We start from the raw sequence: 14,270 nt of genomic DNA, 5'->3' as shown, positions 1-14,270 counted from the left end.
TACTCAGATCCCCACCTGGAAGCCGGCGGACCAGCCCTGTAGTTCCTGCATCATGCTGCCCCACACACCGGTCAGCAGGAGCAGCCCGGTCACGATCATCATGCCGCCGCCGATGCGCATGACCCATGCGTAGTGGCGCTTGACCCACCCGAACGCGCCGAGCGCCTTGCGGAAGGCGACGGCCGCGAGCACGAAGGGGATGCCGAGGCCGAGGCAGTAGGCGACGGTCAGTATCGCCCCGCGTCCGGCGGTGCCCTGGTCCAACGCCAGGATGCTCACCGAGCTCAGCGTCGGCCCCAGACAGGGGGTCCAGCCGATCCCGAAGAGCGCGCCGAGCAGCGGGGCGCCCACGAGGCCGGTCACCGGCTTCTTGTGGATGCGGAACTCGCGCTGGGTCATCCACGGCATCAGGCCCATGTAGAAGACCCCCATGAGGATCATCAGCACGCCGAGGACCTTGGTGAGCGGCCCGCTGTTCGCCTGGAGCGTGTCGCCGAAGAAGCCGAAGAGCGCACCGCCGGAGACGAACACGGCGGTGAATCCGGCCACGAAGAGCGAGGCGCCCGCGACCATGCGCCCCCGCCGGGCGTCGGCCAGGTCGGCGCCGCTGACTCCGGTGACGTAACTGAGGTAGCCGGGGACGAGCGGCAGGACGCAGGGCGAGAAGAAGGACACGAGCCCGCCGAGAAGGGCGATGGGCAGGGCGACCAGCAGGGCCCCGCTCAGGACCGTCTCGTTGTTCGTGGCGGCGGCGAGGGTGATCACCTGATCACTTCTCCGCGATCAGGGGGTCGATCATCTCGCGGAGCTGGGTGTCGTTGATCCCGCCCACGAAGCGGGCGGCCAGTTTTCCGTCGCGGTCGATGACGACGGTCGACGGGATGGACTGCAGCCTGAACGTTCCCTTGGGGAAGCGCAGTAGGAGCTTCCCGGTCGGGTCGTAGAAGCTGGGGTAGGTGACCCCGTAGTCCTTCTCGAAGCTGACGGCCTGGGCCCGTTCCGTGTCGCGGGTGTTGACCCCCACGAACTGGACGCCCTGGTCCTCGGTGGCCTTGGCCACCTTGGTGAAGTACTTCGATTCCAGCCGGCAGGGGGCGCACCACGAGCCCCACGCGTTCAGGACGATGACCTTGCCCTTGTAGTCGGCGAGGTCGAGCTTCTTGCCGTCCAGGCTCTCGCCGTCGAGCTTCGGGGCTTCGACACGATCGCCCTTGGCCGCGGTGGCGATTCCGCCCTTGCCCGTGACGAAGTTCGTGTCGCCGCCGCCACCGGTCTGGCTGTCCGAACTGCACGCGGTCAGCGTGAGTGCGAGCGCGGCGGCCGCCGCGGGGGCGGCGAGCAGGGTGAAGCGGCGTCGAGGTGCGCGGCCATAGCTCATGTGAAAAGTTTCGCATGGCAGTTTCGGGGATCTTGGGCACCCCCCTCGGTGCCCGTAAAGCCCGTTGTCAGGCTTGTTTAAAGAAGGAGTTCCAGCCGCCGTCGGGTGCCTGTCCGACCTCCAGAGTACGGAGCTTCGCGAGCACCGCCGGGTCCTGGACGTCGAGCCAGTCGACGAACTGCCGGAAGGAGACGAGGCGCACATCCGGCTTCCCCGCGATGTGCTTGAGCGCGTCCTCGACCGCATCCATATAGATGCCGCCGTTCCACTCCTCGAAGTGGTTTCCGATGTAGAACGGCGCACGGTTCGTCTCGTACGCACGCTGGAAACCGCTGATGTACGACTCGGTGGCCTGGTCGCGCCAGCCCGGATAGCGGGACGGCATTCCCCTGGTCGAATTCTGCGACTGGTTGGCCAGGATGTTGTAGTCCATGGAGAGGACCTCGAAGCTGTGCCCGGGGAACGGGATGCCCTGGAGCGGCAGGTCCCACACGTCCATCCGCTTGGTGGGCCAGACCTGGGTGCCGCCGGGCGAACTGGCGTCGTAGCGCCAGCCCAGCTTCTTCGCGGTGGGCAACAGATTGTCCTGTCCGAGCAGACAGGGCGTGCGGCCTCCGATGAGTTCCTTGCGGTAATCGAAAGGCAGTGGATCGAGGTCGGTCCAGCCGGTGTTGGTGCGCCATTCGGTGACGAAGGAGATCGACTGATCGATTTCGCTCTGCCACTGCGACGCCGACCAGTTGCCCACCGATCCGGAACCACCGCAGAAATGCCCGTTGAAGTGCGTGCCGATCTCGTGCCCGTCGAGCCAGGCCTGGTGTACGTTCTTCAGCGTCTCCTTGATGTGACCGTCGGTGAGATAGCCGATGTCGGAGGCGCCGATGGGGTTGTTGGGCGGGCGATAGAGGGTTTTCTTCGATTCGGGCAGCAGATAGAGCCCGGAGAGGAAGAAGGTCATCGCCGCGTCGTGCTGCTTGGCGAGTTCCAGGAAACGCGGGAACAGCCCGTTGCCGACCTCGCCGGCGCCGTCCCAGGAAAAGATCACGAACTGCGGCGGCTTCTGGCCCGGTTCGAGCGGAACGGGCGCGGACGGCTGGTGCGGCTGCTTCCCCGTGTCGGCGGTGGAACCGTCCCCGATGGCGCGGACGTCCTTCTTCGCGGGTCCGTTTCCCTTGACCGCACCGTCGGCACCCTTCTCTCCCTTGGCACCCTTGTCCGGCCGCGCCCGGCCCGTGTCGGAAGTCCCGGAAGAACTGCAGCCCGCCACCCCGACGGCGGCCGCGGCCCCAAGTCCGGCTCCGAGCAAACCCCTTCGGCTGATGTCACGCATGCGGTTCCCATCTGCGGTCGTTTTGCCTCAAGTCCATACAAACTGGCAAAGGCTTAGATGGGTGAAGCAACACGGAGGTTCCGCGAATTAGCACACAATTCTTTACGGAACCAGCCCCCGGACTTGACCGAACGCAAGATCGACCCGAAACGCCCCGAAAAACGGCAGGCCGAAACCCCGGACGGCGAAATTCCGTCCGGTCGGCCCACAAATGATCAGCGATCACATCTCGGACCGCAGAGCGGCCACATCAAGCCCTGCCGGGACCAGCGGCCACGCCTCGGACCGGGGCGGCCACATCAAGCCCGTCCGGCACCAGCGGCCACACCTCGGACAGGGGCGGCCACATCAAGCCCGTCCGGCGATTGAGGACAAAACGACCACCGGGTCGAACCCGGGCCCACCCACCGGCCGAACCGGGGCGGGCCCGAACCGAGAGACCCCCGGCCAACGGCCGGCTACGCGCCGAACCCCTTCGACGCCCCCTTCACCGGCTTCGCCCCCGCCAGCAGATGCGCCGGGACCAGGTCCCGCGCCGGCTCCGAGTACCCGACGGACACGATCTTGTCGCCCTGGTACGTGAAGCTGGTCAGCGAGGCGAGCGTGCACTGCCGCTTGCGCGGGTCGTGCCACAGCCGGCGCCGCTCCACGAAGCTGCGGACGATCCAGATCGGCAGCTGGTGGCTGACGCACACCGCCTCGTGACCACGGGCCGCGTCGCGCGCCGCGTCCAGGGCGCCCATCATCCGTACGACCTGCTCGATGTACGGCTCACCCCACGACGGCCGGAACGGGTTCGTCAGGTGCTTCCAGTTGTCCGGCTTGCGCAGCGCCCCGTCGCCGACGCCGAAGGTCTTGCCCTCGAAGACGTTGGCGGCCTCGATGAGCCGCTCGTCGGTGGCGAGGTCCAGGCCGTGCGCCTTGGCGACCGGCGTGGCCGTCTCCTGGGCACGCTCCAGCGGGGAGGCGACGACATGCGTGATGTCGCGCTTGTCCAGGTGCTCGGCGACCCGGTCGGCCATCTGCCGGCCGAGCTCGGAGAGGTGGTAGCCGGGACGCCGCCCGTACAGCACGCCCTCCGGGTTGTGCACCTCTCCGTGGCGCATCAGGTGGACGACGGTGATGTCCTTGCGTCCGGCGTTGCTGCTGGTCTCGCTCATGCGGTGGCCTCCGATGCGGCGCGGGCTGCGGCGGGCAGCGCGGCGGCGATCCGCTCGACGGCCCGGGTGTCGTGGGCGGTCGAGACGAACCACGACTCGAACGCGGACGGCGGGAGATAGACGCCCTGCGCCAGCATCGAGTGGAAGAACGGCTTGAAGCGGAAGGCTTCCTGCCGCTTGGCGTCGTCGTAGTTGCGAACGGGACCGTCCGTGAAGAAGACGGAGAACATGTTGCTCGCCGCCTGCACGGTGTGCGCGACCCCCTCCTTGTCCAGGGCCTGGCTCACCAGCCCCCGGATCTCCGCGGAGACCGCGTCGACCTTCGCGTACGCGGCGTCGTCCAGCAGACGCAGCTGGGCGAGACCGGCGGCGGTGGCGACCGGGTTACCGGAGAGGGTGCCCGCCTGGTAGACGGGACCGACGGGCGCCAGGTGCGCCATCACGTCGGCGCGACCGCCGAACGCCGCGGCCGGGAAGCCGCCGCCCATCACCTTGCCGAACGTCATCAGGTCCGGCCGCACCCCGTCGACGCCGAACCAGCCGGCCTTCGACGTACGGAAGCCGGTCATGACCTCGTCGGAGATGTACAGCGCGCCGTCGGCGGCGCAGATCTCCTTGAGCCCCGCGTTGAAACCGTCCAGGGGCGGCACGACGCCCATGTTGCCCGGCGACGCCTCGGTGATCACGCAGGCGATCTCGCCGGGCTGCGCGGCGAAGGCGGCCCGCACGGCTTCCAGGTCGTTGTACGGCAGCACGATCGTGTCGCCGGCCTGGGCGCCGGTGACGCCCGGCGTGTCCGGCAGCCCGAAGGTCGCGACCCCGGACCCGGCGGCGGCGAGCAGCGCGTCGACGTGGCCGTGGTAGCACCCGGCGAACTTCACGATCTTCGCCCGGCCGGTGAAACCACGGGCGAGGCGGATCGCGGACATGGTCGCCTCGGTGCCGGACGACACGAGCCGTACCTGCTCCACGGGCTCGACCCGGGCCACGATCTCCTCGGCGAGCGCGACCTCGCCCTCGCCGGGCGTACCGAACGAGGTGCCACGGGCGACGGCCTCCTGGACCGCGGCGATGACATCGGGGTGGGAATGGCCGAGAATCATCGGCCCCCACGAGCACACGAGGTCAACATACTCATGACCGTCGGCATCGGTGAGGTACGGACCCTTGCCGGACACCATGAAGCGGGGCGTACCGCCCACGGCCCGGAAGGCACGTACAGGAGAGTTCACGCCACCGGGCGTCACGAGGGACGCGCGGTCGAAAAGCGTCTGCGAAACTGAGGCGTCAGGGGCGTCATAGGGAAAGCTCACACATGCCATGGTGTCAGAGCCACGGACGGACTTGCGGACAGGTGTTTCACCGCACGTTCGCGGGGGAGGTCACTGACACGATGATCGGGTTGCGCGGCGGGGGCTGTGTCTCCTAGTTAGTAGTCGGGTGGATGAGATATGCATCGCGGTGGCGGAGTGGGCGAAGGGACCGACGACCTGGGGCCCGAGCCTGCCCGGCGGGGTCGGCACCGGCGCGAGGCTGAGCGCAAGCAGGGCATACCGGCCGCTGGCGCACAGGTCGGAGCCGGAAGCAGGAGTGGTGGCCGGGTGGGGGTGACCTACAAGTATTTCGGGGCTCCCGACGGGGCCACTGCCGCACGCGTGCCCATTTCGATGCGCCCCGAGGAGCTCGGTGGCGACGAGCTGGGCATGGGCGGCATGTTCACCAAGATCAAGCCGGAGACGGTGGCCGCGATGGTCCTCACCGGCATACAGGGCATACCCCTGCACAAGGTCCCGCCGCTGGAGCTGGTCGTCCTGCACCCCGACTACGCGGTGGTCAAGCTCCCCATGACGGTCGTGGACCCGCTGCGCGACGTGGGCGAGGAGTCCGTGGGTGCCGCGGCCTTCATCTGGTCGACGGTTCCGGACCGCGGTGGCCCGCGCGACGCGTTCAACGTCTACCAGCTGCTGCACGAGTGGCAGGATTTCAGCCATCGTCTGCACGACGCGGGGCATCAGGCGTACTGCTTGGTGTGGCCCTGACCGTGGGGCTCTACCGGTAGAGGGCAGTGGCTTCGTGACGTGCCCGCGGTAGGCGGGGCGGGCAGGCGACCGGGCCGGAGGCATCGCCGGTGCCTTCGGTTCACTCGGCAGAGTGGAGTCGGCCACCTGCGGGGAGGACTTCGGCCTCGCCATGCTCCGGTCCCGTTGTGGTCTGCCCAACGATGAGCGCATGTCACCTACCAGCCTGCGTTCGCTGGCCCGCCGCGTGGTTCCTACGCTGCTGGTCGCCCAAGCCGTCTTCCTCCCCCTTCAGACCGCCTCCGCCGCCCCGTACACGGCACACCCCTGTCAGTCGTCCGCCGGCTGCGGTTCGGTCATCGTCGCCCCGGTCTCCCAGGCCGCCCCGGACCACGGTGACTGCACCAGCCCGGAACCCGTCGTGTGCCTGATCCGGAGCGAGACCCCGAGGGAGCGCGAGATCGCCCGCGATCAGCGGATGCGCTACCACCAGCTCCTGGAGGACATGGAGCGCGAGGAGTGCGCCATGCGTGCCGAGGGGCGCTCGGAGGAGGACATCGCCCGCGCCCTGGTCCAGATGCGCAACGACGCCAAGGACATCGTCCGCGCCGGCATGACCCCGGAACAGGTCGCGGAACTGGAGGCACGCAACCAGAAGAAGTACGGCAACCCGCTCGGCCCGACGGCGGACCAGCTCTACATGAAGTACGGCTCCTGGGAGAAGGTCGCCGAAGCCGCCACGCGTTCGAGCGCGGCCGTGGACCACGAACTCGGTCTGGAATTCCGCCACTGCCCTTGTGAGGTGCTCCAGGCGGCATGACCCTGCCGGGCTGCCGTCATGTGGACGGCCCCGGCCGTCGTCCGGACGCTCCCCTGCGCGGGAAAGCCACATCGGTGTCAATCATCGTTAGTTATAGAATTGCGCCGTGAGCAGCGAGGATGCCGCCCTGGAGGCGTTGGTCGTACTGGGGGACCCGGTGCGGCGTGGACTGTATCGACACGTCACCGGGGCGCCGGGCGAGGTGGGGCGGGACGCGGCGGCCGAAGCGGTCGGGATCTCCCGTTCGCTGGCCGCGTTCCACCTGGACAAGCTGGTCGAGGCCGGGCTGCTGGAGGTGTGCTTCCGGCGGCTTTCGGGGCGCAGCGGCCCGGGGGCCGGGCGGCCCGCGAAGCTGTACCGGCGGGCCGAGGGTGAGCGCACGGTGTCCGTGCCGCCCCGCTCCTACGACACCGCGAGCCGGCTGCTGGCCGAGGTGGTGGAGCAGGCCGGGCTCGACGGGGAGCTACAGGCGGCGGCCCGGACGGCCGGGGAGGCGGAGGGCGCTTCGGACAGCGAGGCGGATCCGGTCGAGGCGCTGCGCTCACGCGGTTACGAGCCCTTCTGGGACGGCGGAACGCTGCGGCTGAACAACTGCCCGTTCCACGCGCTGGCCGACCGGTTCCCCGCCCTGGTCTGCGGGATGAACCTGGCCAAGATCGAGGGCCTGCTCGCCGGACTGCCGGGCGGCCGGGGCTGGACCGCGGCGATGGACCCGCTTCCGCGCGGGTGCTGTGTCGCCCTCGAAGCCGCGAAGGGTGCGGCAGAGGAATCCGCGAAGGACCCGGCAGGCGCGGCAGGGGACATCTAAAAACAGCACTCATTGACTTTAGAAGGCTCACCCGGTCATGCTGACCCCGTGAGCAACTTCCACCTGGCCCAGGTCAACGTCGGGCGCATCCTCGCCCCACTCGACAGCCCCCGGCTGGCCGACTTCGTCGCCCGGCTCCCGGAGATCAACGCGGTCGCCGATCAGGCCCCCGGCTTCGTCTGGCGCATGGTCGACGACAGTGGAGCGGACGCGACGAGCCTGCGCCCCGAGAACGACGACATGCTTCTGATCAACTGCTCGGTCTGGGAATCGGTCGAAGCGCTGCGGAACTTCACGTACCGCAGCGAGCACCTCAAGGTCCTGACACGCCGCCGGGAATGGTTCGAGCGCCTCGCCGACTTCCACCACGCACTGTGGTGGGTCCCCGCAGGGCACCACCCGAGCGTCGACGAGGCAATGGACCGCATCGCCCTGATCCGTGACGTCGGCGAAGGCCCCGGGGCGTTCACCTTCCGGGCCCCGCACCCCCCGCCGACCGAGTCCCCCGGCACATCCGGGCACGGCCGCCACGACGCCCCCTCCCCCGCTGAACACACTCCCGCCGAACACACACCCCGCTGAGCGGCCCGCCGCCGAACACGCGGCCCAGCACGCGTCACCCCTGCCGCCCACCTGCACGAAGGGCGTCCGTCAGCCAGCCGTATCCGGCCATTCATTGGCCGAAGAATGATCTTCAGGTGACCTGCCGAACCTGCCGATGCAGGAGGCATCGACTCTGAAGGGGGCCTGCCGTGGGCGACACTCTGCTGGCTCTGTCCATTCCCGTGCTGGTCTTCGCCAGTGGCATCTACGCAGCAGGTGAGAGCTGGTGGCGGCGGCGCCACCCGGCGCCACCGTCCCCGTACACCCACCAGGCGGCCCGGCTCGCCGAGCGCGCGATGCTGGTGGACGCCGAGCAGATCGTGGACGGCGCCTACGGAACCCTCGGACCGCTCTACGACGGACCGACGACTGCGGACACACCAGTTCCGGCCACCGGCGTCCGGCCCGGGGCTGCTGCCGGTCAGGATCACGACCGGTCGGCGCCGGCACCCGCGCAACGGGGCTGAGGCCTTCGGCGCCATAGGATCGGCAGCCATGTCCGGCTCCCAAGGTCCCCGACGCGACACCCGGGGCATCGTCGACGCCCCCGAACTGTTCACGCACGTACGCTTCCGGCGCCGCGAACCCGCCCCCGCGCTGCGCCCCTACCTTGAGCACTACTGGCTGATCGACTGGGACCTGCGCGAGCCGTACGCCTCCCATCTGGTCCCGCACCCCAGCGTCAACCTGGTCTTCGAGCGGTACGCGGGCTGCGGCGACGAGGACGCCGGGTTCGCGGAGGTCTCGGGCATCGGCCTTGAGCTCTTCACGCAGAAGCTGGAGGGACGGGGACGGGTCTGCGGCGTGCAGTTCCGGCCGGGCGGCTTCCGGCCGTTCGCACCGGGCCGGCCGGTCTCCGAGTGGACGGGGCGCCGGGTCCCGGCCCCCGAGGTGTTCACACCGCCCGCCCCGCCGTCGGCCGTACTGGACCCCGGGCAGGAGGACGCACGGGTCGCGGCGCTCGACGCGTATCTGCTGGCACTCGGCCCGGAACCGGATCCGCAGGCCGAGAGAGCCATGGCCCTGGTCGACCTGGTGCGTACCGACCGCACGGTCCGCCGCGTCGACGAGCTGGCCCGCACCGAGGGGCTGTCGGTGCGGGCCCTGCAACGGCTGTTCGCCACGTACGTGGGCGTCGGCCCCAAGTGGGTCATCCTCCGCTACCGCATCCACGAGGCGCTGGAACGCGCCGAGTCGGACCCGGCGGTGGACTGGGCGGGGCTCGCCGCGGATCTCGGCTACAGCGACCAGGCGCACCTGGTCAGAGACTTCACGGCGACGGTCGGCGTCCCACCGACGATGCTCGGCGCCCGCTGAACACGCTCGTGCCCGCCGACTGTCAGAGGCCCGTCCTACAGTTCTGACATGGAGCGGACCGAAGCATCATCCGTACAGATCGAGCCCTGGTCCCCGAGCGACCTGGAGCTGCTCCGCCGTGCCAACGCACCGGAGCTGATGGACCACCTGGGCGGCCCCGAGTCGGAGGAGCAGCTCATAGGGCGCCATGGCCGCTATGTGGCGCTGAGCGCGGACCGGACGGGCCGGGGCAGGATGTTCCGCATCACGCTGCCCGGTGAGGCCGAGGCCGTGGGCACCATCGGCTTCTGGGAGCGCACCTGGCAGGGCCAGGAGGTGTACGAGACGGGGTGGGCCGTTCTCGCGGAGTTCCAGGGCCGGGGCATCGCATCGGCCGCGACGAAGGCTGTTGCCGAGCAGGCACGCGCCGAGCACAAGCACCGCTATCTGCACGCCTACCCGTCCGTGGACAACGGCGCGTCGAACGGGGTGTGCCGCAAGGCGGGTTTCCTGCTGATCGGCGAGTGCGAGGTCGAGTACCCGCCGGGACACCCGTTGCTGACCCACGACTGGCGGCTGGACCTCCACCCGGAGCGCTGACCCGGCAGAAGGGGGCGCGCGGGCCGGGGCAGCGTAAAGCGTTTGACGGGTGCGGCCACCTCCTGGATATTTATCTGCGTCACGCACCTTATGCGTCTCACAGTTAAACCTGCACAGGCCCCTCCACACCCAGCCCCACACACCACGGAGGCCCCTCCCATGCTCACCCTTGTCACCGGCTGCCGCGGCCGCGTAGCTTCCGCACTCGTCCCGCTCCTGCACCGGGGCGGCCACGCCGTACGCGCCGGCTCCCGCAACCCCGGCGAGCTCTCCCCGCCGGACGGCGTCCCGTCCACCGCCTGCGATCTCGGCGACCCCGGTACCTTCGCGGCCGCCCTGGAAGGCGTCGACTCCGTCTTCCTCTACGCCGAGCCGTCCCACATCACCGAATTCCTCGCCGCCGCGCAGACCGCCGGCGTCGCACACATCGTCCTGCTCTCCTCCAGCTCGGTCCTCGCCCCCGACGCCGGATCCAACCCGATCGCCGCCTCCCACCACGCGGTGGAACAGGCGCTGAGCGACTCCCCCCTCACCGCGACCCTGCTGCGCCCCGGCGCCTTCGCGGGCAACGCCTACCAGTGGTCGGAGTCCTTCCGGTCCGGCCGCCCCGTCGAACTGCCCTACCCGCACAGCGGGACCAGCCCCATCGACGAGACCGACATCGCCGAAGCGGCACTCGCCGTCCTCACCGACGCGCGACTGCAGGGCTCGGCGTATCACCTGACCGGGCCCGAATCCCTCACCGCCGCCGAGCAGGTCGAGCTGCTGGCCGCAGCGGCGGGCAGCCCCGTCACCGTCCACACCGTGAGCCGGGCCGCCTGGAAGGCATCCGTCTCCCCCTTCGTCCCGGCGGAGATCGCCGAGGCGCTGCTCGACTACTGGGCCGCCACGGACGGGTCCGCCGCCGAAGTCACCGGCGACACAGCGAAACTGACCGGCCGTCCGGCCAGTACGTTCGCAGCCTGGGCCTCCGGGCACGCCGACGCCTTCCGCGCCTGACGCCCGCCCGCACGCGCCTTCCCGCTCCCGCCCGCACGCCCGTACGCAAGCGATCCCGAATCCCGTGGCCGGCATCCCGCCCCAATGGCATCCTGACCAGGTGAACGGACCCGAGATCCACCTCGAAGTCGCCCCCGAACTGCGCCTCTTCGTCGCGCACGAACGCCGCCGGGGCCGGACGACCGTGACCACCGACGGCTCGTCCACCCTCGGGCACGTCGTGGAGTCACTGGGTGTTCCGCTCACCGAGGCCGGCGAGCTCCTCGTCGACGGGCACCCCGTGCCGGTCTCACACATTCCCGCCGCGGGCGAGACCGTCGAGGTGCGGGCCGTCCGGCGTCCGCAGAGCGTGCCGGGCGCACCCCTGCGCTTCCTGCTCGACGTCCACCTCGGCACTCTCGCGCGACGGCTGCGGCTGCTCGGGGTCGATGCGGCGTACGAGAGCGAGGACATCGGGGATCCCGCGCTGGCGACCCGCTCGGCTGAGGAACGGCGGGTCCTGCTCTCCCGGGACCGGGGGCTGCTGCACCGGCGGGAGATCTGGGCGGGGGCGTACGTCTACAGCGACCGCCCAGAGGCACAGCTGCGTGACGTGCTGGAGCGGTTCGCGCCGGCCCTTGCCCCGTGGACGCGATGCACGGCGTGCAACGGACCGCTGACGGCGGCCGACAAGGACTCCGTCAGCGCGCATCTGGAACACGGCACGCAGCGGTCGTACGACGTCTTCGCCCAGTGCACGGAGTGCGACCGGGTGTACTGGCGCGGCGCCCACCACGCCCGCCTGGAGGCGATCGTCACCGAAGCGGTCCGCGATTTCGGCAACGCCCTGGCCGGACCGGGCGCCCCGGAGCGGCCCTAGGGCGTGTTTTGAAAGTCCCGCCTGCCCGGGGCGGACGGCGCTACTTTCAAAACACGCCCTAGGCGTCGCCGTCGCGCAGCCTCTCGATCTGCACCGCGCTCAGCTCCACCGTGCGCCGCATATGCGTGATGAGGAAGTCGACCTCGTCGTCTCCGTACGCCTCGAACAGTGCCGCCCAACCGCTGTTCAGCCGCTCCCAGACCGCACCGAACTCCGCCATCCGCTCGGGCACGGTCGCGACGAGCACCCTCCGCCGGTCCGCCGTGTCGCGCGCGCGGGTCACATAACCGGCCCGCTCCAGCCGGTCGACGAGCCGGGTCGCCGACCCGGTGGTGAGCCCGGTCAGCTCGGCGACCCGGCCGGTGGTGACGGGCCCGGCCTCCAGGCCGAGCAGGTTCAGGCACTGCAGATCCGTGGGATGCAGCCGCAGATGGTCGGCGACGGCCTGGTTGAACAGGGCGTACGAGGCCATGTAGCGGCGCGACGTGACGGCCAGCTCGGCCAGCAGCACGCTGCGGCTCGGGGCGGATGACTTCTGCGGCATGCAGAGAGTGTACGAAGCAGAGATCGCCGCGCGTCCGTGCGCCCCGGCGGCTCAGAAGACGTACTCGTCCCCCGTGGCAAGCGCCAGCACCTCGTGCTCGCTGTTCTTCGCGTTCCGGTCCGTCGCCCCGCCGTTCCACACGGTGTCGATCCGGACGACCAGCTCCGCGGGCCGGCCCGCGAGCCGCAGTTCGAGGCCGAGCTGCCGCTGCTCGGAACCGTCCGCGTGCAACGCACCCGTCCGGCACAGCACGGTCGCCCGATCGGCCTGCAGGCACTCCTGCGGCAGCTCCTGGCGGCCCGCCAGCGGTACGGAGACCCGCAGCCGCACGGTGACCCCGGCCAGATCCGCCGGCCCGCGGTTCTCGCTGCGCAGCCAGATCCCGAGCCCGGTACCCCACAACGAGACATGCCCGTGGTGCGACACATCCGCCTCCGGCGCGATGTTCCGCCCCACCGGCGTACCGACCGGCGCACCGACGGCCGCGGCCGTCCCGCCCACACCCAGCGCCAGCGTCGACGCCATTGCCGCCGCAGCGGACACACCCAGCAGAGCCTTACGCGTCACGACCATGCCCTGAAGATACAGATCGTCACGAATTATCCATATATACCCACGGGTTCGGCGCGGCGGCGGACCGGGTGCGCGCCCGTGACACCCTTCTCCCATGTCCGTGGTCCGTTCCCTCGCGCTCTTCGTCGTCGCCGCCCTGTTCGAGATCGGCGGCGCCTGGCTCGTATGGCAGGGGGTCCGCGAACACCGCGGCTGGGCCTGGATCGGCGGGGGCATCATCGCCCTGGCCACCTACGGCTTCGTCGCCACCCTCCAGCCGGACGGCGAGTTCGGGCGGGTGCTCGCCGCGTACGGCGGGGTCTTCGTCGTGGGTTCGATCGCCTGGGGCATGGCCGCCGACGGCTACCGGCCCGACCGCTGGGACGTGACGGGTGCGCTGATCTGCCTGGCCGGTATGGCCGTGATCATGTATGCCCCCCGCAACCACTGACCGCGCCCCTGCCTATCCTGACCCCGTACCGATCAGCTGTCCGAGGAGCCCGCCATGGCCGCAACCCCCATCGCCGTCATCACCGGAGCGAGCAGCGGCATCGGTGCCGCGACCGCCCGGCAGCTGGCGGCCGCCGGCTTCCGCGTGGTGCTGACCGCCCGCCGCAAGGACCGCATCGAGGCGCTCGCCGCCGAGATCACCGAGGCGGGCCACGAGGCCACGGCCTACGCCCTGGACGTCACCGACCGCGCCGCGGTCGACGAGTTCGCCACCGCGTTCCGCACCCTCGCCGTCCTCGTCAACAACGCCGGCGGCGCGCTCGGAGCCGACCCCGTCGCCACCGGCGACCCGGCGGACTGGCGCCAGATGTACGAGACCAACGTCATCGGCACGCTCAACGTCACCCAGGCCCTGCTCCCGGCCCTCACCGCGGGCGGGAACGGCACGATCGTCATCCTCTCCTCGACCGCCGGCCTCTCCACCTACGAGGGCGGCGGCGGCTACGTGGCCGCCAAGCACGGCGAGCACGTCCTGGCGGAGACCCTCCGCCTGGAGATCGTCGGCACCCCGGTCCGCGTCATCGAGGTCGCCCCCGGCATGGTCAAGACGGAGGAGTTCGCCACCACGCGCTTCCGCGGCGACGCCGAGAAGGCCGCCAAGGTCTACGCGGGCGTCGACGCCCCCCTCACCGCGGACGACGTGGCCGACACCATCACCTGGGCCATCACCCGTCCCAGCCACGTGAACATCGACCTCCTGGTGGTCCGCCCCCGCGCCCAGGCATCCAACTCCAAGGTCCACCGCACGGTCTGACCCGCGCGCGGCCGGGGCGAGGGGACCCCCGTACCCCTC

General features: G+C 70.3%; 18 protein-coding genes. 11 read left to right on the top strand and 7 right to left on the bottom strand.

From position 1 onward, the window contains the following. Window positions 1-3 precede the first annotated feature (3 nt). The 5 genes from OG912_RS19700 to hemL all read right to left on the bottom strand — a co-directional run bounded on the left by OG912_RS19700 (window position 4) and on the right by hemL (window position 5,190). Window positions 4-765: a cytochrome c biogenesis CcdA family protein gene (locus tag OG912_RS19700; RefSeq protein ID WP_327710489.1), complete on the bottom strand. Its 762-nt coding sequence runs from the start codon at window positions 763-765 to the stop codon at window positions 4-6. 4 nt (window positions 766-769) lie between these two features. After that, on the bottom strand, window positions 770-1,378 hold the full coding sequence (locus OG912_RS19695) for a TlpA family protein disulfide reductase (protein ID WP_327710488.1): 609 nt from the start codon (window positions 1,376-1,378) through the stop codon (window positions 770-772). 67 nt (window positions 1,379-1,445) lie between these two features. Continuing rightward, window positions 1,446-2,708: a hypothetical protein gene (locus OG912_RS19690; protein ID WP_327710487.1), complete on the bottom strand. Its 1,263-nt coding sequence runs from the start codon at window positions 2,706-2,708 to the stop codon at window positions 1,446-1,448. Window positions 2,709-3,166: 458 nt separating this feature from the next. Continuing rightward, window positions 3,167-3,868: a histidine phosphatase family protein gene (locus OG912_RS19685; RefSeq protein ID WP_326736867.1), complete on the bottom strand. Its 702-nt coding sequence runs from the start codon at window positions 3,866-3,868 to the stop codon at window positions 3,167-3,169. After that, window positions 3,865-5,190, bottom strand: a complete 1,326-nt coding sequence (gene hemL / locus OG912_RS19680) for a glutamate-1-semialdehyde 2,1-aminomutase (protein ID WP_443060995.1) — start codon at window positions 5,188-5,190, stop codon at window positions 3,865-3,867. The genes OG912_RS19685 and hemL overlap by 4 nt, the downstream gene beginning before the upstream one ends. Before the next feature lie 129 nt (window positions 5,191-5,319). Between hemL and OG912_RS19675 the strand changes: the two genes are divergently transcribed. From OG912_RS19675 to OG912_RS19635, 9 genes are all read left to right on the top strand, one after another. After that, window positions 5,320-5,907: a hypothetical protein gene (locus OG912_RS19675; protein ID WP_326736869.1), complete on the top strand. Its 588-nt coding sequence runs from the start codon at window positions 5,320-5,322 to the stop codon at window positions 5,905-5,907. A 190-nt stretch (window positions 5,908-6,097) separates the two neighbouring features. Beyond that, window positions 6,098-6,706 (top strand): hypothetical protein, encoded by a 609-nt coding sequence (locus OG912_RS19670; RefSeq protein ID WP_327710485.1) that lies wholly within the window; start codon window positions 6,098-6,100, stop codon window positions 6,704-6,706. A 106-nt stretch (window positions 6,707-6,812) separates the two neighbouring features. Then, on the top strand, window positions 6,813-7,514 hold the full coding sequence (locus tag OG912_RS19665) for a helix-turn-helix transcriptional regulator (RefSeq protein ID WP_327710484.1): 702 nt from the start codon (window positions 6,813-6,815) through the stop codon (window positions 7,512-7,514). Window positions 7,515-7,562: 48 nt separating this feature from the next. Further along, window positions 7,563-8,096: a DUF3291 domain-containing protein gene (locus tag OG912_RS19660; protein ID WP_327710483.1), complete on the top strand. Its 534-nt coding sequence runs from the start codon at window positions 7,563-7,565 to the stop codon at window positions 8,094-8,096. Between the two features lie 170 nt (window positions 8,097-8,266). After that, on the top strand, window positions 8,267-8,584 hold the full coding sequence (locus OG912_RS19655) for a hypothetical protein (protein ID WP_326736873.1): 318 nt from the start codon (window positions 8,267-8,269) through the stop codon (window positions 8,582-8,584). A 28-nt stretch (window positions 8,585-8,612) separates the two neighbouring features. Next, window positions 8,613-9,434, top strand: coding sequence for a helix-turn-helix domain-containing protein (locus OG912_RS19650; protein WP_327710482.1), 822 nt, complete (start codon window positions 8,613-8,615; stop codon window positions 9,432-9,434). Window positions 9,435-9,482: 48 nt separating this feature from the next. Further along, on the top strand, window positions 9,483-10,013 hold the full coding sequence (locus OG912_RS19645; protein ID WP_327710481.1) for a GNAT family N-acetyltransferase: 531 nt from the start codon (window positions 9,483-9,485) through the stop codon (window positions 10,011-10,013). A gap of 159 nt (window positions 10,014-10,172) precedes the next feature. Continuing rightward, a complete protein-coding gene (locus OG912_RS19640) occupies window positions 10,173-11,012 on the top strand; it encodes an SDR family oxidoreductase (protein ID WP_327710480.1) in 840 nt (279 codons plus the stop codon). Window positions 11,013-11,112: 100 nt separating this feature from the next. Continuing rightward, the gene (locus OG912_RS19635; RefSeq protein ID WP_327710479.1) at window positions 11,113-11,871 is read left to right on the top strand and encodes a Mut7-C RNAse domain-containing protein; all 759 of its coding nucleotides are present in this window, start codon (window positions 11,113-11,115) and stop codon (window positions 11,869-11,871) included. Window positions 11,872-11,929: 58 nt separating this feature from the next. On the opposite strand, the gene OG912_RS19630 is transcribed toward OG912_RS19635, so the two are convergent. Together OG912_RS19630 and OG912_RS19625 are read right to left on the bottom strand one after the other, a co-directional pair. Continuing rightward, on the bottom strand, window positions 11,930-12,415 hold the full coding sequence (locus OG912_RS19630) for a MarR family winged helix-turn-helix transcriptional regulator (RefSeq protein WP_327710477.1): 486 nt from the start codon (window positions 12,413-12,415) through the stop codon (window positions 11,930-11,932). Window positions 12,416-12,466: 51 nt separating this feature from the next. Continuing rightward, window positions 12,467-12,988 carry a hypothetical protein gene (locus tag OG912_RS19625; RefSeq protein ID WP_326736879.1) on the bottom strand — a complete coding sequence of 174 codons (522 nt, stop codon included), beginning with the start codon at window positions 12,986-12,988 and terminating at the stop codon, window positions 12,467-12,469. Window positions 12,989-13,082: 94 nt separating this feature from the next. On the opposite strand from OG912_RS19625, the gene OG912_RS19620 reads away from it, so the two are divergent. Next, window positions 13,083-13,418, top strand: coding sequence for a YnfA family protein (locus OG912_RS19620; protein ID WP_326736880.1), 336 nt, complete (start codon window positions 13,083-13,085; stop codon window positions 13,416-13,418). A gap of 54 nt (window positions 13,419-13,472) precedes the next feature. After that, window positions 13,473-14,231, top strand: coding sequence for an SDR family oxidoreductase (locus OG912_RS19615; protein WP_327710476.1), 759 nt, complete (start codon window positions 13,473-13,475; stop codon window positions 14,229-14,231). The last annotated feature ends 39 nt before the right edge of the window (window positions 14,232-14,270 follow it).

Origin of the sequence: Streptomyces sp. NBC_00464 (assembly GCF_036013915.1) — a bacterium.
Taxonomy (GTDB): domain Bacteria; phylum Actinomycetota; class Actinomycetes; order Streptomycetales; family Streptomycetaceae; genus Streptomyces.
Note: the sequence above shows the minus strand (reverse complement) of the source record. Positions and strands in the feature narration are given on the sequence as shown.